The 17,215-nt window shown below is 65.5% G+C and carries 22 protein-coding genes and 4 tRNA genes; 16 read left to right on the forward strand and 10 right to left on the reverse strand.

What is annotated here, in order from left to right:
* The first annotated feature begins 65 nt into the window (after positions 1-65).
* From zapE to ACFQ0P_RS13920, 10 genes are all read left to right on the forward strand, one after another.
* On the forward strand, positions 66-1,091 hold the full coding sequence (gene zapE / locus ACFQ0P_RS13875; RefSeq protein ID WP_204979245.1) for a cell division protein ZapE: 1,026 nt from the start codon (positions 66-68) through the stop codon (positions 1,089-1,091).
* 171 nt (positions 1,092-1,262) lie between these two features.
* Positions 1,263-2,531 carry an ammonium transporter gene (locus tag ACFQ0P_RS13880; RefSeq protein WP_204979246.1) on the forward strand — a complete coding sequence of 423 codons (1,269 nt, stop codon included), beginning with the start codon at positions 1,263-1,265 and terminating at the stop codon, positions 2,529-2,531.
* Between the two features lie 78 nt (positions 2,532-2,609).
* A complete protein-coding gene (locus ACFQ0P_RS13885; protein WP_204979247.1) occupies positions 2,610-3,131 on the forward strand; it encodes a type II toxin-antitoxin system PemK/MazF family toxin in 522 nt (173 codons plus the stop codon).
* 287 nt (positions 3,132-3,418) lie between these two features.
* Positions 3,419-3,667 (forward strand): hypothetical protein, encoded by a 249-nt coding sequence (locus ACFQ0P_RS13890; protein ID WP_204979248.1) that lies wholly within the window; start codon positions 3,419-3,421, stop codon positions 3,665-3,667.
* Positions 3,668-3,671: 4 nt separating this feature from the next.
* The gene (locus tag ACFQ0P_RS13895) at positions 3,672-4,121 is read left to right on the forward strand and encodes a hypothetical protein (RefSeq protein WP_204979249.1); all 450 of its coding nucleotides are present in this window, start codon (positions 3,672-3,674) and stop codon (positions 4,119-4,121) included.
* The gene (locus ACFQ0P_RS13900; RefSeq protein ID WP_204979250.1) at positions 4,118-4,255 is read left to right on the forward strand and encodes a hypothetical protein; all 138 of its coding nucleotides are present in this window, start codon (positions 4,118-4,120) and stop codon (positions 4,253-4,255) included. Before ACFQ0P_RS13895 ends, ACFQ0P_RS13900 begins: the two co-directional genes overlap by 4 nt.
* Before the next feature lie 135 nt (positions 4,256-4,390).
* Positions 4,391-4,942, forward strand: a complete 552-nt coding sequence (locus tag ACFQ0P_RS13905) for a DUF4365 domain-containing protein (RefSeq protein ID WP_204979251.1) — start codon at positions 4,391-4,393, stop codon at positions 4,940-4,942.
* Positions 4,939-6,123: a hypothetical protein gene (locus ACFQ0P_RS13910; protein WP_204979252.1), complete on the forward strand. Its 1,185-nt coding sequence runs from the start codon at positions 4,939-4,941 to the stop codon at positions 6,121-6,123. The genes ACFQ0P_RS13905 and ACFQ0P_RS13910 overlap by 4 nt, the downstream gene beginning before the upstream one ends.
* A 31-nt stretch (positions 6,124-6,154) precedes the next feature.
* Positions 6,155-6,646, forward strand: a complete 492-nt coding sequence (locus tag ACFQ0P_RS13915) for a hypothetical protein (protein WP_204979253.1) — start codon at positions 6,155-6,157, stop codon at positions 6,644-6,646.
* A 225-nt stretch (positions 6,647-6,871) separates the two neighbouring features.
* Entirely contained in the window at positions 6,872-9,205 is a 2,334-nt protein-coding gene (locus ACFQ0P_RS13920; protein ID WP_204979254.1) for an SIR2 family protein, read from the forward strand.
* A gap of 68 nt (positions 9,206-9,273) precedes the next feature.
* Here the strand turns inward: ACFQ0P_RS13920 and ACFQ0P_RS13925 are convergent, their stop codons facing one another.
* The 8 genes from ACFQ0P_RS13925 to ACFQ0P_RS13960 all read right to left on the reverse strand — a co-directional run bounded on the left by ACFQ0P_RS13925 (position 9,274) and on the right by ACFQ0P_RS13960 (position 13,640).
* The gene (locus ACFQ0P_RS13925; RefSeq protein WP_204979255.1) at positions 9,274-9,690 is read right to left on the reverse strand and encodes a hypothetical protein; all 417 of its coding nucleotides are present in this window, start codon (positions 9,688-9,690) and stop codon (positions 9,274-9,276) included.
* Between the two features lie 317 nt (positions 9,691-10,007).
* A complete protein-coding gene (locus tag ACFQ0P_RS13930; RefSeq protein WP_204979256.1) occupies positions 10,008-10,670 on the reverse strand; it encodes a hypothetical protein in 663 nt (220 codons plus the stop codon).
* Positions 10,667-11,152: a hypothetical protein gene (locus ACFQ0P_RS13935; RefSeq protein ID WP_204979257.1), complete on the reverse strand. Its 486-nt coding sequence runs from the start codon at positions 11,150-11,152 to the stop codon at positions 10,667-10,669. Before ACFQ0P_RS13935 ends, ACFQ0P_RS13930 begins: the two co-directional genes overlap by 4 nt.
* Positions 11,149-11,568 (reverse strand): hypothetical protein, encoded by a 420-nt coding sequence (locus tag ACFQ0P_RS13940; protein ID WP_204979258.1) that lies wholly within the window; start codon positions 11,566-11,568, stop codon positions 11,149-11,151. Before ACFQ0P_RS13940 ends, ACFQ0P_RS13935 begins: the two co-directional genes overlap by 4 nt.
* The gene (locus tag ACFQ0P_RS13945) at positions 11,565-11,837 is read right to left on the reverse strand and encodes a hypothetical protein (protein ID WP_204979259.1); all 273 of its coding nucleotides are present in this window, start codon (positions 11,835-11,837) and stop codon (positions 11,565-11,567) included. Before ACFQ0P_RS13945 ends, ACFQ0P_RS13940 begins: the two co-directional genes overlap by 4 nt.
* 139 nt (positions 11,838-11,976) lie before the next feature.
* A complete protein-coding gene (locus tag ACFQ0P_RS13950) occupies positions 11,977-12,120 on the reverse strand; it encodes a hypothetical protein (RefSeq protein ID WP_204979260.1) in 144 nt (47 codons plus the stop codon).
* Positions 12,117-13,352 carry an AAA family ATPase gene (locus ACFQ0P_RS13955; protein ID WP_204979261.1) on the reverse strand — a complete coding sequence of 412 codons (1,236 nt, stop codon included), beginning with the start codon at positions 13,350-13,352 and terminating at the stop codon, positions 12,117-12,119. The genes ACFQ0P_RS13950 and ACFQ0P_RS13955 overlap by 4 nt, the downstream gene beginning before the upstream one ends.
* Positions 13,353-13,385: 33 nt before the next feature.
* Entirely contained in the window at positions 13,386-13,640 is a 255-nt protein-coding gene (locus tag ACFQ0P_RS13960) for a helix-turn-helix domain-containing protein (protein WP_204979262.1), read from the reverse strand.
* 171 nt (positions 13,641-13,811) lie between these two features.
* Between ACFQ0P_RS13960 and ACFQ0P_RS13965 the strand changes: the two genes are divergently transcribed.
* Positions 13,812-14,297, forward strand: coding sequence for a helix-turn-helix domain-containing protein (locus ACFQ0P_RS13965; protein WP_204979263.1), 486 nt, complete (start codon positions 13,812-13,814; stop codon positions 14,295-14,297).
* On the forward strand, positions 14,294-15,634 hold the full coding sequence (locus tag ACFQ0P_RS13970) for a site-specific integrase (RefSeq protein WP_204979264.1): 1,341 nt from the start codon (positions 14,294-14,296) through the stop codon (positions 15,632-15,634). The genes ACFQ0P_RS13965 and ACFQ0P_RS13970 overlap by 4 nt, the downstream gene beginning before the upstream one ends.
* Before the next feature lie 33 nt (positions 15,635-15,667).
* Here the strand turns inward: ACFQ0P_RS13970 and ACFQ0P_RS13975 are convergent.
* Positions 15,668-15,743 (reverse strand) — tRNA-Val (locus ACFQ0P_RS13975).
* Positions 15,744-15,899: 156 nt separating this feature from the next.
* Between ACFQ0P_RS13975 and ACFQ0P_RS13980 the strand changes: the two genes are divergently transcribed.
* The 3 genes from ACFQ0P_RS13980 to ACFQ0P_RS13990 all read left to right on the forward strand — a co-directional run bounded on the left by ACFQ0P_RS13980 (position 15,900) and on the right by ACFQ0P_RS13990 (position 16,204).
* A tRNA-Gly gene (locus tag ACFQ0P_RS13980) sits at positions 15,900-15,972 on the forward strand.
* A 58-nt stretch (positions 15,973-16,030) separates the two neighbouring features.
* Positions 16,031-16,104 (forward strand) — tRNA-Cys (locus tag ACFQ0P_RS13985).
* A gap of 25 nt (positions 16,105-16,129) precedes the next feature.
* Positions 16,130-16,204: transfer RNA gene (locus ACFQ0P_RS13990), tRNA-Val, on the forward strand.
* Between the two features lie 41 nt (positions 16,205-16,245).
* Here the strand turns inward: ACFQ0P_RS13990 and ACFQ0P_RS13995 are convergent.
* On the reverse strand, positions 16,246-16,458 hold the full coding sequence (locus ACFQ0P_RS13995) for a KTSC domain-containing protein (protein WP_204979265.1): 213 nt from the start codon (positions 16,456-16,458) through the stop codon (positions 16,246-16,248).
* A 64-nt stretch (positions 16,459-16,522) separates the two neighbouring features.
* On the opposite strand from ACFQ0P_RS13995, the gene ACFQ0P_RS14000 reads away from it, so the two are divergent.
* Positions 16,523-17,182 carry a DNA alkylation repair protein gene (locus ACFQ0P_RS14000; protein WP_378772610.1) on the forward strand — a complete coding sequence of 220 codons (660 nt, stop codon included), beginning with the start codon at positions 16,523-16,525 and terminating at the stop codon, positions 17,180-17,182.
* The last annotated feature ends 33 nt before the right edge of the window (positions 17,183-17,215 follow it).

A 17,215-nucleotide genomic window follows, 5' to 3' on the forward strand; every position in this document is an offset into this window, starting at 1 on the left:
TTCGACCCTAGATTCCCCAGGCGGGCCGCATCAGGTCCCCGTAAGACTCCGACACAGGATCCGCCATGACCGCGCCCGCCTCGACAGGCATCGTCCATCTCGCGGACCGCACGCCGCAGCTCGCCGGCCCCGAGATGGTCGCCGCTCTTGTTCCGCCGCCGCAGTTCGCCGATGCGACGTTCGAGACGTACCGTGCCGATCCCGCGTATCCGTCGCAGCAGGAGACGAAGGACCTGCTTCAGGTTTTCGCCGGGGCCGCCCAGCCGGCGAAGGGCGGGTTCTTCCGGAAGGCGAAGCGGGCCGAGACCAAGCCCGGTGTCTACCTCGACGGCGGCTTCGGGGTCGGCAAGACCCACCTCCTCGCCGCGGTCTACCACGCGATGCCGGTGCGCCGGAAGTACTTCGGCTCCTTCATCGAGTACACCGCCCTCGTGGGAGCGCTCGGGTACCAGAAGACGGTCGAGCTTTTCCGCGGCTCGGAGCTGCTGTGCATCGACGAGTTCGAACTGGACGACCCCGGCGACACGATGGTAATGACGCGACTCCTCGGTGAGCTCGTGTCGTCGGGAACGCGCCTGGCCGCGACATCCAACACTCCGCCCAACGCCCTCGGGGAGGGGCGCTTCGCCGCCCAGGACTTCCTGCGGGAGATCCACGCGATGGCCTCGAGCTTCCAGACGATCCGCATCGACGGGACCGACTACCGCCACCGTGCCGTCGACGGCCACGCGGCGGTGCTCACCGATGCGCAGTACGAGGCGGCGCTCGCGGATGCCGCGGTCGGGGGTCTCGCGTCGGACGACGACTTCTCGGCCCTCCTCTCGCATCTCGCGCGCGTGCATCCCTCGCGGTACATCAGGCTCATCGACGGACTTTCCGTCATCGGCCTCCGCGACGTCGAGCCCTTCGCCGACCAGTCCGCGGCGCTGCGCTTCGTCGCGTTCATCGACCGCGTCTACGACGCGGAGCTGCCGATCCGTGCGACCGGGACTTCGCTCGACCTCGTCTTCCCCGACGAGATGCTCGCGGGCGGTTATCGCAAGAAGTACCTGCGCGCGATCTCGCGGCTCGTGGCATCCACTCTGGCCTGATTCCCGGCGACGCCGGGGCGCACACGAAGCCCGCCGAAACACGATGTTTACGCAAGGGAGCATCGCGTAACCGACGGGAAACACAGGGTGAACCGCGACGGAAACCGGCCGTCGGAACACTGGGGGGACCCGACGCTATACCTGCGTCCCTGCAGAGAGGTTCTCCCTGAGATGGATCAAGGCAACACCGCATTCATCCTGATATGCGCCGCACTCGTGCTTCTGATGACGCCCGGACTCGCGTTCTTCTACGGCGGTCTGGTCAAGGCCAAGAGCGTCATCAGCATGATGATGCTCAGCTTCGGTGCGCTCGGCCTGATCGGCGTCCTGTGGGTCGTCTACGGCTACGCGATCGCGTTCCCCGGCTCGGAGGGCCTCGTGGCCCCGTGGGCGATCGACTGGAACAACATCGGACTCTCGGCGCTCATCGAGGTTCCTGAGGGCGCCGCGTACCCGCCGCTGGCCTTCGTCGCCTTCCAGGCCACGTTCGCCATCCTCACCGTCGCGCTCGTCTCGGGCGCGATCGCCGACCGTGCCAAGTTCGGCTCGTGGCTGATCTTCGCCGCGATCTGGGCCACGATCGTCTACTTCCCGGTCGCCAGCTGGGTGTTCAACTTCGGCCTCGCCGAGGACGGCAGCTTCGCCTACGGCGGCTGGATCACCTACGGCATGCAGGAGTGGTTCGGTCTCGGCGCGATCGACTTCGCGGGTGGAACCGCGGTCCACATCAACGCCGGTGCCGCGGCGCTCGCCCTCGCCCTCGTGCTCGGCAAGCGCGTCGGCTTCCAGAAGGGCGTCCACGTCCCGCACAACCCGCCGTTCGTCCTTCTGGGCGCCGGTCTGCTGTGGTTCGGCTGGTTCGGCTTCAACGCCGGCTCCGAGCTCGCCGCCGACGGTGTCGCGGCCCTCGCGTTCGTCAACACGATCGCGGCCCCGGCTGCCGCCCTGCTCGCCTGGCTGGTCGTCGAGAAGATCAAGGACGGCAAGCCCACGTCGGTCGGCGCCGCATCGGGTGCCGTGGCCGGTCTGGTCGCGATCACGCCCGCGTGTGCGTCCCTGACGCCCGGCTGGGCCATCCTCCTCGGCTTCATCGCGGGTGCTGTCTGCGCCCTGGCGATCGAGCTGAAGTTCAAGTGGGGCTTCGACGACTCGCTCGATGTGGTGGGCATCCACCTGGTCGGCGGCCTCATCGGAACGCTCTACATCGGTTTCTTCGCCACGGGCACCGGCCTGTTCACCGGTGGGGACGGGACCCAGCTGCTCGTGCAGACGATCGCGGCCTTCGCGGTGCTCGCCTACTCCTTCGTGCTCGCCTGGATCATCGGCTTCGCGATCGAGAAGACGATCGGCTTCCGCGTCAAGAACGAGGACGAGGTCGCCGGCATCGACACCATCATCCACGGCGAAGAGGGCTACGTCCTGGAGAACACCAAGGCCTGATCTTCGGTCTACGGCAGATGAGGGGCGTCGCGGCGAGAGCCGCGGCGCCCTTTCCGTGCGCCCGGTTAGTCTGACTTCGTGACCACCCGTCCGCGGCTGCTGAGCCGCCTCGCGCAGCTGTTCCGACCCTCCTCGAGTCCGTCTTCGTCCTCGTCCGGGCGACCTTCCGAGCCCGGCAGTCACGGGCCAACCGCGACGGTGGAGATCGAGCCACCGCACCCGGGCGACCTCACCATCACCTACACGCCGGAGGTCGACGGCGACCCCGACACGGGCGAGATCGTCTGGACCTGGGTGCCCTACGACGAGCGGGACGGACGCGGAAAAGATCGGCCCGTGCTGGTGATCGCGCGCCAGGACGCCGACTGCGTGCTTGCGGTGCGTCTCACGAGCAAGTCGCACGACGGTGATCGCGACTACCTGGCGATCGGTGCCGGTCCCTGGGACTCGAAGGGCCGGCCGTCCTGGGTCGACGTCGAGCAGATCTACCGCGTGCATCGCGACGGTATGCGGCGCGAGGCATCCGTCCTGGATCTGGACCGGTTCACGCGCGTCGCGGCGGCGCTGCAGAGCCGCTACGGGTGGCGGGTGGGTGAGTGACCCGCGCGCGGGGAGACGCGCTGGGGGGTCGTGTGGTGGGCGATACCAGACTCGAACTGATGACCTCTTCCGTGTGAATGACGATGCCCGCGTGATTGCGCGTGATGTCGAGTGCTGGGACGTAGTGGCCCGTTGGCGTCCCAGCACTCGCATATCCCGCCCTGCGACGTCCCGTGATGGTCGTTGCCGTGCAGTGTGCACAACGATCTGCACAACAGAGCGGACAGGGCAACACGAAACCCGCTCACGTTGCATGACCTATCGTTGCCGTCCGAAAGGGGATCGTGATGCTGTCGTTCGATGAGGCGCGAGAGATCGCAGCGGACCACTACGGCGAGCCGTTCGCTGTCAACGGTGCGGAGGACGACGGGTTCTGTCTCGTGACTCCGCAGCGTGTGCGCGACGACGAGGCGCGCGGGCTGATCGTGGTCGGCGGCGCGTGGATCGTCGTTGACCGTGAGAAGGGCGAGATCGACCTGTGGCCGCATCTCGACTATCTCGATCGAGTGAGACGTATGAGGCCCGTGGCATTCTGATCGCATGTACTCAGACGTGCTCGCGACGATCGCTCTCGTCGTCTCTCTCGCGACGGCTGCATGGACGGCGTACCGGGCGATCCGCTGGTCGCGCCCGGTGATCTCGGTCGGCGGCGATCAGTCGATCAACCGGCATTCACAGTCGCCTGACCAGAAGTTCGTCGGCTTCACCATCGAGATCGCGAACACGGGCGATCACGCGACGCAGATCATCAAGGCGTACTGGCAGATCGACGTCGGCGACGGTGTCGAGCACCGGCTGGTTGCGAGCGATGCTGTGCAGCACGTCGAGGGCAGCAAATGGGCGCTCGTGCTTCAGTCGGCCACGCCTGCGCCGTCGTTTCCGTTCGCGATCGAGCGATATCAAGCCGCGAGTGGGAGTGGGAGATTCCGTGGGAGAACCTGCGCCGCTTCGACAACGCGCGGCGAGCACGGCCAGTCGTCGAGTACATGACGCGCAAGAAGCGCACGCGGGCATATGGGCCGTGGGTGCCGTCGCAGCAGCGGCTCGAAGTCGACCGACTACGTCGCGAGGGCGTGACGTCCGCCGTCACGGATGACGACACCGCGCCGCGCGTCGACGCGTAGCGATCGCTCGACGGTCCCGTCACACCGTCGCGCTCTCTCACGTCCTGGGCGGCGAACTTCGTTCGCATGACACGAACAAGCACCGCTCAGGTGCGAGATCGCTGACGCAGTCGCCGCTTCCCCTAGAGTTGCGTCGTGTCGGTCATTTCCAGGACGAGCGAGCCCAGTACCGGCGCTCCTGTCATTCGTGGGCTGCCTACCCGAGACACCGACCTCAAAGAGTTCTTCCACACATCAGTCATCTTGGCGATCGCTGCCGCCGCGGGATGCAACGCCAGCAAGACGGTGATCGACAACGGCGTCGACTATGACCTGTGGCACGAGATACCTGGCGAGGAAGAGGTCTTGCTGCGAGTGCAGTTGAAAGCCGTGACGAACGGCTGGAACGCTGCTCGAACCAAGATCAGCGCTCAACTGCGCGATACGCGCTATGAGCGCATGCGTCGCAGCAAGACGAGCGTCCCGCACATTCTCGTCATCATGGATATGCCCACTGACACGGCCAGTTGGGTCTGGTCGAAGCACCCCTATACCGCGATGCGCCATTGCTCGTACTGGGTGTCGTTGGAGGGCGAACCCGCACGCAGCGGCGACCGGGTGACGGTGTCCGCCCCCGTGACTAACGTCTTCGACGACGTAGCGCTCTGCGAGATCATGGCGCGGCTCAGGGCAGGGGGTAGACCATGAGCGATGGGCCCATGAACCCTGCCGTGCTGACGCGCGCTCTCGAACGGCTCGGGTGGCACACGGTCGGCGGCTTCCGCGACACGCTCGCGTACTGGGAGCCCGTGGGCAGAGAGCACACCCGCTCTGAGCGCATCGCGTTCCCTCTCGCACCCGACGCACCTGACTACGCCGATCTGCTTGGCGACGTCGCTGTCCGAATGCACACGCTGTACGGCAGCGAGTTCGCCGAAGTGCTATCCCTCGCGTCGATGCTGGTCGAGCGCCAGTTCGACGAGGTCGACGTCAAGCGTCACATAGACAACCGTGCGGGCCTGATCAAGTGGCTCTCGGGAAACGAGATGGTGGACAGCACGCAGGGCATCCTCGCCGCTGCGGCGAAGTCGTCGAACTTGACACGCAAACGCTTCGCGCAGGCGCAATCGGTCATCGCCGAAGACTTCCTCAGCCAGTGCTACATGGGGCAGACGAAGATCAGTAGCTACGTCATCACCGCCCTCACACCGAGCGCGCAGACCTTCGCGACGTCGAAGGCCGTCGACGCCGGGTCGAAGAAGCACCCGCGCATCTCCGGGCGTGAGATCACCGCACGGCTCGTCACATCGCTTCAAGCGGTGCGTGACGCGCTCGACGAGACGCCGGCATCGGCAGACACGTTCGAGGCGTTCGACGAGCGCGTGATCGCGGGTGTGTCGTTTGAACTGCTCGCGTCACTTCAGCCGCTCACTTCAGGCGACGAGTCAGCGATCTCGGTCGAGTTCAACAGCAACGACCAGCACACGCTCATGCCCGGTGAACCGCGCAACATCGAGTTCGCATTCACGCCCGAGGACGGCGCGAAGATTGGTCGAGCGCGCGCGTACTTCGAGCAGACGCCCGAGCCGACGCTGATGTCGATCGTCGGCGAGATCACCGGGCTGAAGAACTCCGAGTCCGATCCTGAGCACCGAATCACCCTGTCTACGCGGGTGAACGGCAAGCCGCGCACGGTGACGGTCCACCTGTCTGATGAGCAGTACGACGAGGCTCTCCGTGCGCACGGCGCGAAGCGCATGTTCAGCGTCGTCGGCGAACTCGAAGAGCGCACGCGGGGGAGCGTCATCGCGCAGGCTGAGCGAGTGCACACCGAAGAGACGTCAGTCTCGACACCGCTGACCGACTACCCGACCACTCCGCTCTTCTGACGAGCGGTCGACCCTAGCGAGGGAGCACGCGATGTACACGTGGAAGACGCTGAAGCACGATGTCCAGCGCTCGGGGGATCTCGCGCTCTACTGGGAGGCGTACGGCGACCCGGTGAGCGACGACTACGACATCGAAGACGCCTCAGCGCGCGAACTGTGGCGCATCTGGCGGAAGCGTTACCCGGTCGACGAGAGTGCCGAAGAGCGCTGGGGCGCGGGTGCCGTGCGCATCTCGTGGTACGTCAGCGGCGAAGTCTTCGAGTCGGCACCGCACGCAATCTACCTCCCCGACTACGATCCCGAGACGTTCCTCGACTCGTTCTCAACGCCGATCGACATCACGACCGGCGAACCTATCCAGTGGACGCGGTTGCCCGTCCAAGACAAGTTGTGGCGGGAGGGTCGCCCCAACAAGGGCGGGTTCATCCAGGAAGCGACCGGCTGGAAGCCCTCGCCGTTGCAGCCCGTGTTCTGGCCCGATCAGTTGGCTGAGGCCTGCGGGCTTTTCATCCCAGAGCGTTGAGAGCGCCCGTCGCGCTTCATCCCGAGTGAAGCGGGCACCTGCTCCGATCAGCGGTTCCCGCATATGCCGGCACAGTCGGGGTGCATACGGGATCGTGTAGCGAGGGCCGGCAGCCTGAACTCTCGGTGTCGGGAGGTGCGAGGCCGGTGGAACTGCCGCGTCGTCACGCGCATGGGCCTCGGGCGGGCTGTGGCATGCTGACTTTCACATGACCACGGGGGCGGAATGATCGAAGTCGAGAACGCGGCGAGTTTCTTGCAAGCCGCGAGAACCGGGATCAACATCTTTACCGGTGCTGGCTGGAGTGCGATGGCGAAATCCGCCATCGGGCCATTGCCCGTCGGCGATGTCCTGTCTAACGAACTGCGAGCAAAGTTCGGCGTGGATCCGAACGGCAGCCTGGATCTTCCGCAGTTGAGCACAGTCATCGCCGCTCGTGACGCTCCTGGCCTTGAGGACTTCCTTCGCAAGCGCTTCACCGTCAGTGAGTTCGACCCGAGTTATCGCGTGCTGGAGAAGATTGCGATCAGATCGATCTTCACCACGAACATCGATGACCTGTTCGAGTCGGTGCTCGGTGAGTCGGATGTGCACTTCCTGAACGATGTGTACAGCCGAGGAGCAGCGGCGTCCGCAGCAGCGATCGATATCGTCAAGTTGCACGGATCGGTCCGCGACCCCAATCGTCCGTACATCTTCGGGCCTCTCGACCTGGCTGCTGCTGCCACAGCCGACCCAGATCGCTGGATGCTGCTGCGCCAGCGCCTTCGGGATTCTCCAACACTGTTCGCTGGCTACTCGTTGAGAGACGCAGGCACGCTTCAGGTGCTTCGCAGCGGGACGGCTGGCAACGAGTTGCCCGGGAGCGCCTGGATCCAGGTCCGCCCCGGCAGTGACGACCCGGCCATGATTGAGTACTTCCGGGCGCTTGGTTTTCAGATCATCGTCGCGGACACTGAAAGTCTTCTCCGGTACATCGACGAGAACATCGGTGTGGCCGCAACCGCCGATGCTGCTGATCAGCACCTCGGAAACGTGCCGAACTCGACTCAGTCGGCATCCCGACCCCTCGAAGACTTCTATCTCGGCGCGGCGCCATCCTGGAGCGATATCTACTCGACACAGGTCGTGCGAACTTCGCACTTCGCGACAGTTCTGAATAACGTGGCCGCGGGTGCGAACACACTGCTGTCTGGCATCCCCGGCAGCGGCAAGACGACGCTGCTGATGCAGGTGGCCGCGCACGCGCCCTTCGATGGCCCGCGGATCCTGCTCGACAGTCCCTCTCTCCCCGAAGCGGAACTGATCAGTCGACAGGTTGGCGAGGGGCGCGCGCTCATTCTCATAGACAACGTCGCGGGGGATATCGAGTCCCTCGTGCGATTGACGCTTCTGCGCCACGCCGTCGTGGTGGCTGCGGATCGCGACTACAACCTCAGTTCGGTGTCGCACCGCATCGCGGATGCACGGATCGGGGCGCGTGTCGCCGTGAGTTCCGTGTCGAAGGAAGACCTCCAGCGCGTTTGGTACTCAATCCCGGTTCGCATCAAGCGTCGCCTCATGGAGTGGCCCGAGACCGCGTACTCGCTGACGCCAACGGTGAGCGAAATGGTTCGAGCAAATCTCTCGGAGAAGACGATCGATGAGCGTCTGGTGGAATACATCGGCTCCATCTACAGGTCGGAACCAGAAGATGCGCTGATGCTCATATTGGCCTGCTATCTGCATTACGGTCGTGTGCCATTGTCGATGGACGTCGCTGTCGCGTTCTTCCGCGAATCCATCGACGACTTCCGCACTCTCTATCAGATGGTCGAGGCGGTCGGAGAACTGCTGAGCGAATACGAAGGCGTGCACGCAGCGGAGAACCAGGACTACTTTGCCGCGAGATCGATGCAGGTCGCCGAAAACGTGCTGACTGGAGTGCCGGGATCGGCGCTGCGCACGATGCTTCAGCGCTTTCAGGCGAACGTCTCTCCGCTTCGGATCCCCTCCTACGACGTGTTCCGTCGCCGCGGCTATGACCATCGCTTGTATTCTCGTGCATTCACCTCCTGGCAGGATGGCGCCGACGAGTACGACAAGATCAAGATCAAACTCGAGGTCCAGAACGTTGGCCCGCAGTACTACGTCGAGCAGCAAAAGGCGCTGTTCTTGGCGGAGCACCGTCAGTTCGACGAAGCGTTTCGAGAGATCGATCACGCAAGGGGTGCCCGGAAGCGCGTCAACTGGACAATCGAGAACACCTACAACCGCATTCTCTTCCGCGCGAATGTGGAGAAAGCCGGCACCATCCCCGAGGCGCAGGCGCTGTGCTTTCGTGCGCTTGACGGACTTGAGAACGCATTCGACTCCGACCAGAGAAAGGGACTTCACGCGCTTGTCTTCGCTGACTGCAGCCTGCGTCTGAGCCGCGCGCTCGAAGCGGATCTGGTGCGCGGCTATCTCGAACGAGCAGAAGAGATGCTTCGTGACGTTATGGCTGGTGACGAATCCTGGCTCGAGCGTCCGCGATTCGTGATTCGTGAGGTGCGAAACCGTCTGCGCGATCTCTCCTGACACGCCAATGCGACCGGATCGCCGGCTCCAGCGAGGAGGCGCCGTGATTCAAGTGTCACGAGTCCGGCTCAGTCGGCGTTCTCCGCGAGCCACTGCTCGATGGCCTCTCGTGTCCATCGCGAGACTGGCACGGGAGGCTTACCAGGAAACGAGCGCGTCGGTGCAACCTGCCGCGCCTGCATCGCCTGCCTATACCTGGCGTGGTCGTTGAAGTAGAACCGCGTCGTCCCGTCCGAGAAGGTCACGACGGTCGGACTGATTCCCTTCGACGAAGCGGGAATGACGACGTTGCGGGCGCGCGCGACTTCGAGAACTTGCTCCCGAAGCACCGTCAGTTCCTGACTGGCACCCTTCCGCTGGGTCGTGGTGGCGATCTCGCGCTGCTCCTGAACCCACTCACGAGGGGCACGGCGGCGCTTCCAGAGACCCGCGATGATGAGCACGACTACTCCGCTGATCACGCCACCGACGATGATCTCGACCACAGTGCCTCCGTTCGTGACCCCTGACGCTAGCGGACACCGTCAGGATCGCCGAGCATCGCACGAAGGCGTTGGGCGTGTGCCATTGCACTGCCGCTGTGCCAGCACGTCTAGAAACCGCAGATCAGAGCGGGTGCTCTCTTCTCCTGCTGTGACGCGTTCCGTCGCACGGCGCGATTGCGGCCCCGTGCACTTCGTGCCGGCGTTCCTGCTCCGCCCCTATACCTAGTTCGTGTGATGAGAGCGAGGGGCGGGCGAGATTCGACCGCCCGCCCCTCTTGGCGACGCCGCGGATGAGCAACGCGACGTCGCCCGTCCGGTCACGCGTTCGCGAGATCGAACCGGCGCACCCACTCGTCGACGTTGCCGTCGAGCCCAGCGCGTGCCGCCTCATAGCCCTTAGCGTCCGCGCGGTACACGTCCTGCCACGCTCCGACGCTCGCGTCGCTGCCCTCAGCGGCCTCGGTCATCGCGCGGTGCCACGCGAGGGCGGGCGCGTTGCTCTGCTCGAACTCGCGCGCCTGTACAGCGCTCTCGACACCCAGATCGGCCAGACGCTCGAACACGAGCCCGTGCGTCTCGGCAATGATCTCGTCGCCGTGCTGCGATTCGAGCGTCTGCGGCAACGTCTCGACGAGATCGGCGATCGCCAGTGCGCGCACGTCGTCAGCGTTCGCGATGATCTGCCCGAGCGCGCGACCCGCTTCGAGCATCCGCAGGACGTGAGCCTGCTCGTGCTGCATGCGACTGATCTGGTCGGCGGTTGTCGGGCGCAGCGACCCCAGCACGTCGGCGCGGCTCGTCCCTACGCTCGGGAGCGCCGGACGTGCCGCGAGCAGCCGCTCACGCGCGCTCTCGCGACGGGCGCGCTGCCGAACGGACAGGCCCGCAGCGCTCAGATCGGGGTCTGACATCTGCATCGCAGCGCCCAACTCGTCTCGGTAGGCCCGGTAAGCGGTGCGGTAGGTGTTCGTGGTGGTCACGATCGGGTTTCCTCTCTCTCGGTGATCTGCTCGCTGTCGGCGGGCAGAGACTCTTCGGCGTCGACGGCCTTCGCGATCGACGACGCCCAGACGCGCAGTACGGCCTTGAACTCTTCGACGCCGCTGTCGCCGTTGATCTCATAGAGCCCGGCGATTCGAGCGCGAGCGTCCATGATCTTCAGCAGTCGATCGACTGCCCCCAGATGCCCGGCGAGCACGCTTGGCATGAGCGTGCGCTGCGCGAGATCGAGCGCTTCGAGTTCCTGAGTGCGCAGCGCCGTTGCGTTCTCGCGTGGCAGGTTCTTCAGCGCGCGCTCGACGGCGCGGAACGCGCTGGCAGGGCTGGCGTAGCCGACGCTTCGCGCGATCTGCCGGTACGGCACCCTCATCAGTCGGAGACGTAGCGCTTCGTTCGCGCGTTCTGCGGCGGTGAGTTGCGCCGCCGTGCTGTGGCGGTCGCCGCCGTGCTCGGGGTGGGTCATCGGGGTTCTCCGTTCGTTCGGCGGGCTGCTGCAAGTTCGCGTCGCCGTGCGTTCGCACGGGCGCGGTACTCGGGATCGGCGTACCGGGCACGCAGACTGTCCCGAGTGCAGCCCTTGCACCGTCCGTTGCGGTGCGTGCCAAACGTCGCTCGGTAGTGACCGTTCGGGCAGTAGAGCCAGTCGCCGCCGCGATCGAGCAGGTTGTTATGGCTGTCGCAGAGCGGCGCGTAGTCGTTGAGATCGTTCGACCACCGCACTGCGCGGCCCATGCTGTCCTCGCCGTAGTGCGACGCTTCGCCGACGAGCCCCCAGCCGTCAGCCAGACGACGGCAATCGGGGGCGGCGCAGGGGAGTCCGATCGCGCTCCCGCGACGGTCCTTCAGTTCGTCGTGGATGAGGCGGTATCCGTTCGTCATGCTGCACCGCCGATCTTCACGCCGAGGATCGCCGCGAGCACTTCGCGGAGTTCCTGGGCTTCGGCTCGCTGGGCGGCTGCTTCGGCGCTAAGCGCTGCGGCGTACGCCGTCACGACGCCGTAGTGACGCGGCTGCATCTCGTCGAGAGCCCGCTCATAGTCGGCCAGCCCGTGACGACGCTTCGCTTTCGCGACGCGCAGGCTCTCGCGCTCGGGCGCTGTCACGAGCCAGTGAGCGCGAGCGACCACGGCATCAAGTTCGCGGGTCATCGTGTCTTCCTTTCGTCGGGCTCTTCAGGGCTCATGAAGCGCTCACCGTCTCTGATCTGCTGTTCCTCTGGCTGCTGGCGCACTCGGGCTGCACGCCGAGGGCGCGTGATGTCCATGAGCAGCAATGTGGCGGCGGCGTTCATGCGCTCGTCCTCTCGTCGGGGATGCGGTCGGGGGTGGCGTCGTTCACGGGGTGACCTTCCTCTCTGCACGGGACGACGGGTGGGCTAGTGATCGCGAGCATCGCGTTCGCTGCTGCGGCGATCTCATCTCTGAGGCTCATGGGCTCGCCCTTGGGGACACGCGGTTCTCGTCGTGTCCCCGTGTCCCTTCTGTCCCCTCTGTCCCCTTCCCGCTCTCAGTTGGGGACACTGGGGACACAAGAGACACTTCGGTGAAACGAGACACTGTGTCCCCTTCGCTGTCCCCAGCGACCGGCGCGTACAGGCCACGACCGCGCCGCGCGATCCGCTGCGAGTTCACGAGCCGACCCAGATAGCGCTTCACCGTGTCGTAGTTCTCGCCGAGGGCTTCAGCGACATCGCTGGGGGACATGGGCTCAGCGCTACCGTTCACGAGCGCGACGATCCGCGACGAGAGATCACCGAGGGCTCGGTCGTTCTCGCGGCTCACGATCTGATGCACTGTCGTCGACGTCTCGCCGATGAGGCGCGCACGGCCAACACGAGCAGCATCCCCGTCTCTCGCCGCGACGAGGGCGTCGTTGATCTCGAACGCGAGCGACATCGACCGGGGCGTCGTGTTGCCCTTGTCCATCGTGAGAACGCGCTGATCTGTCTCGTCATCGACAGCGAGAAGCAGCACCGCCCGCGCGGCGTCACGGAACGCGTGCGAGCCCGAGACTCTATCGGATGCGCTGCCGCCGCCCTTGTTGAAGTGCATGACGAGCACGATCGCGACATCGAGTCGCTGGGCGAGAGCGTTCAACGGGTCGAGGTTGCGGCGCACGTCTCTCGCTTTGATCTGATCGCCGTCCATCATCGAGATCACCGGGTCGACGATGAGTAGGCGCGCGCCCGACTCCGCGAGTGCGCGCTCGATCGCGGGCAGATCGTCCGCGATCGTCGGCAACGTCTCCCAGCCCGTCGCGCCGTCTGGGATGACGCCGTACTTCGCCAGCATCTCAGCGGTGCTGTCGGCGGCGCTCTTGAACTTGCTGTCGGGAGCGCGATCGCCGATGACCTGCACGCGACTGAGATCGTGCGTGCGAGCGAGGTCGGCGTCCGCTGCCTTCAGCCGTGGCACAAGCACCGTCGCAGGGTGATCTTCGGCTGAGATGAACGCGACGTCGACAGGCTCGCCGTGCAGGTCACCGGGGAGAGTGCCGCGCGTCGCGGATGCTGCGAGCCAGGCGAGGATCGTCGACTTCCCGATGCCGCCGCGCCCTGCGAGGACGGTCGACGCGCCCAGCGGGATGAGGTCTTCGTAAAGCCAGCGCTGGCGCTCGACCTCTACGTCGGCGAGTGAATGTGTCGCGAGTCGTCGAATCTGCATGTGTGGGTTCTCGCCCTCCGTCGAGTCGATCGCTCAGTCGTTGGCGGGCTCAACGACGACGGGCGCGGGCTCGATGCCGAACTTCCGCAGGAACGGGATCGTCGGAATCAGGACACGACCTCGAAGTTTCACGGACTCGACTTCGCCAGAGTTGACGGCGAGCCACATGGTGGTCACGCCGATGCGGGCGATCTTCGCTGCCTCGGGGACATCGAGGCCGACAGGCAGCGGGAGGGGTAGATCGAAGTCGGAGGCTGTCAGCGCGACGGCTGTCTTGTTGGCGGGCATGGCGATCCTTCTGGATGACGTAGATGTCTGGATCGTCAGACCGGGCCCGCCGTGCCTTGACGTGTGGTGTTGCTAGACACGAGCGTACACTAGATTCGGGTATATGCCGAAGTTCGGCGCCATGTGTGATTCGTGTATTCAGTTGCCCAACTGAATAGGAATGGAGTGCCGATGAGCACGATGAGAGAGATCATCGGGCAGAACGTGAAGCGCGAGCGACGAGGCATCGGGATGCAGCAGGACGCGTTCGCCGAACGACTCGCAGCCCTGTCGGGTCGCGCGTGGACGATCAGCGCTGTCTCGGAAGCCGAGCGCGGCAAACGCACCTGGACTGCCGACGACGTCGTGCTCTTTGCGCGAGCCCTCGCCCTGCGGCCGGCCGATCTGTTCTCGATCCCGAGCGATGTCGATCAGGTCGAGATCGACGGCCAGCCCGTGAGTCGCGAGGTCATCGAGCCCGACGCTCGTGCGCTCAGCGATAGGGCGTCAGCACCGCTTCAGGTGATCGCACGCCTCACCCGCGCGCTCGATTCACACCTGGACGAGATCACCGCGCTGCACGGCGCTGTGGAGCAGACGTACGCCGACGCGATCGGCGCGCGCAAGACGTGGCTGCGGCAGACAGCCGAGCCTCAACCCAGGAAGGAAGACGAATGATCTATCGCAGATGCTCGTGCCGCGACGCGGCACGCAAGCCCTACGGCAACCTGCCCGAGAACGCGACGCCCGAGCAGATCGCCCGCGCATGCCCCGTGCTGCTCGCCGATCCGAAGCACGGCAAATGGGGCTACTACCTCAGCCGAGGGTTCGCGTTCGACCCGAAGACGAAGAAGATGCGACGGCTACAGACGCGGGTCGCGAACTTCCCGAGCAAGCGGGCGGCGCAGTCGGCGTTCGCGAAGGCGAAGACCGAGCACGACACCGGGCAGTTCCGGGAGACCAACCGCACGCAGTTCGCGCAGTGGTGCGACGAGTGGCTGGCGACCAGCGGTCTCTCAGCGGGACTCGTCGCAGCGTATGGGCGCTACTTCGAGAACGACGTCGCACCCAGCGCACTCGGACGCATGCGACTCAGCGACATCCGACGTGCGGACGTGCAGCGCTTCGTCGACAGCATGCTCGCAGCCGGCAGGGGAGTGCCCACCGTCAAGAAAGCGCACCGAGGCATCTCTAGCGCACTCACCGCAGCCGTGCGGGGCGATCTCATTCCAGCGAACCCGGCGAACGGTGTCGTGTTCCCGAAGGAGCGGCGCGCGAAGTTCGAGCCGTGGTCACCCGCGCAAGCAGGGCTGTTCCTCGACCACGCTCAGCAGCATCGACTCGGCGTCGTGCTCGAAGTCGCGATGTTCACCGGCCTTCGCCCTGCCGAGTTGGCGGGGCTCAGATGGATCGACGTCGATCTCGCGTCGCGCACGCTCACTGTGCGGTGGACGCGCACGATCGTCGACGGCAAGGTCGAAGAGAAGGAGCCGAAGACCGAAGAGAGCCAGGCGAGCATCGACCTCGAAGACCAGACGGTCGGCGCTCTCGTCGCGTGGCAGATCACCCAGCAGGCCGACCATGAACGGCTCGGCAGCCTCTGGCAGAACAGCGGCTACGTCTTCACCCACGACGACGGGCGACCGCTGCGACGCGACTACGTGCTGAAGAACGTGTTCAAGCCCGTCTGGGCTGCGACGAACGCGACGATCACCGTCGAGAACGCGCAGCGCATCGCACGTGGAGAGCAGCCTCAGCCGCTGCTCTCGTGGATCAAGATGCACGGACTCAGGCACATGCATGCATCCCTGATGCTCGCGAGCGGTGCGGACATCGCACTGACGTCGAAGCGGCTGCGGCACTCGTCGGTCGTCATCACTTCGGACGTCTACACGCACCTGATCGGCGACCGCGCTCGGCATGCTGCTGAGGCTGTCGCGGCGCTCGTTCCGCGCGCTGGTGCACACCAAGTGCACAACAACAGCGCCGATCTCGCGCCTGTCGACGCGGGCTGAGTGAGTAGAAATGCGTGACTACGCGGGTTTCCGTGGTGGGCGATACCAGACTCGAACTGATGACCTCTTCCGTGTGAAGGAAGCGCGCTACCAACTGCGCCAATCGCCCGTGTCCCCGTGGGGACGAGACTCGATACTACCCGATGGAGGAGGGTCTCCCGGACCGCCGTCGTGTGACACGCGCGGGTCCCGTCCGGTTTTGCAGTCCGGGTTTCGTGGGCTAAAGTCTTTCACGTGCCCGGGGTGCGAATCCCGGGAACGAAATGCGGATGTAGCGCAGTTGGTAGCGCATCACCTTGCCAAGGTGAGGGTCGCGAGTTCGAGTCTCGTCATCCGCTCGAGTGCAGGGGTTTCTTCTCTCGAAGGAATCACGGCACGTGGGGTCAAACCACACGCGGTGGCGTGGCCGAGCGGCTAGGCACCGGCCTGCAAAGCCGTTTACACGGGTTCGAATCCCGTCGCCACCTCCACTCATCAAGTGAACAGCCCATACGGGCGCGATTGGCGCAGCGGTAGCGCGCTTCCCTGACACGGAAGAGGTCACTGGTTCGATCCCAGTATCGCGCACCACAGAAAACCCCCGGATGACGGGGGTTTTCGCGTTTCCGGCGTCAGCGTCGGTGCTCGGACGGGTAGACGTCGCGGATGTGCTCGCGGAAGTATCGTCCCGCGCTGCCGGCGGACACGAGCGCCCGATGCACGGAGGGTGGCACGGCGTAGTAGCGGTACACCTCGCCCGTCGTGAACTCCAGCTCGAGCACCGAGAGCGCGGGGTCGTAGCCTGCGGACGCGATCGCGCCGGACTGCAGGGGATGGCGTCTCATCGCCCGAGCGTAACCCGGCATGCCCAGGGCACAGCGACTCGGGGACGCGCGCTACCGTGTTGCGGTGACCGATGACCTCTCCGCGCGGATCCGGGAGGGGCTGCGCCAAGTCGCCGATCCGCAGCGCGGGCCGGCCCAGCAGGCGTACATGAAATCGGTCATGCCGTTCCTCGGCGTGCGGGTCCCCGACGCGCGGGGGGTCGCGAAGCGCGAGGCGGCGGGGATGGATGCCGCGACCCTCCGGTCGGCGAGTCTCGAGCTGTGGAACGAAGCCGCTTTCCGCGAAGAGCGGTACGCGGCGATGGCGCTGCTCGGGATGCGCGCGCTGCGCGGCGACGAATCGCTGATTCCGATCGTCGAGCACATGGTGCGCACCGGTCGCTGGTGGGACATCACCGACGAGCTCGCGCACCGGCTCGCAGACCTTCACGATGCCCGCCCGACGGAGACGGCCGCGCTCGTTCGTCGCTGGGCGTGCGACGACGACCTCTGGATCCGCCGCGTCGCGATCCTGTCCCAGCTGGGACGGCGAGGGCACGTCGATCCTGTGGTTCTCGCCGAGACGATCGGCCCGAACCTCGGCGACTCCGAGTTCTTCATCCGCAAGGCCATCGGATGGGCACTGCGCGAGTACGCGCGCGTCGCGCCGGACTGGGTTCGGATGTATGCCGACGAGCACGCCCTGAGCCCGCTCTCACGACGAGAAGCCCTCAAACACCTCTGATGACGCCTGCTCGGGACGGCGCTGCCGTCGCGA

It is taken from the genome of Microbacterium insulae, from assembly GCF_042677065.1.
Classification (GTDB): Bacteria; Actinomycetota; Actinomycetes; order Actinomycetales; family Microbacteriaceae; genus Microbacterium; species Microbacterium insulae.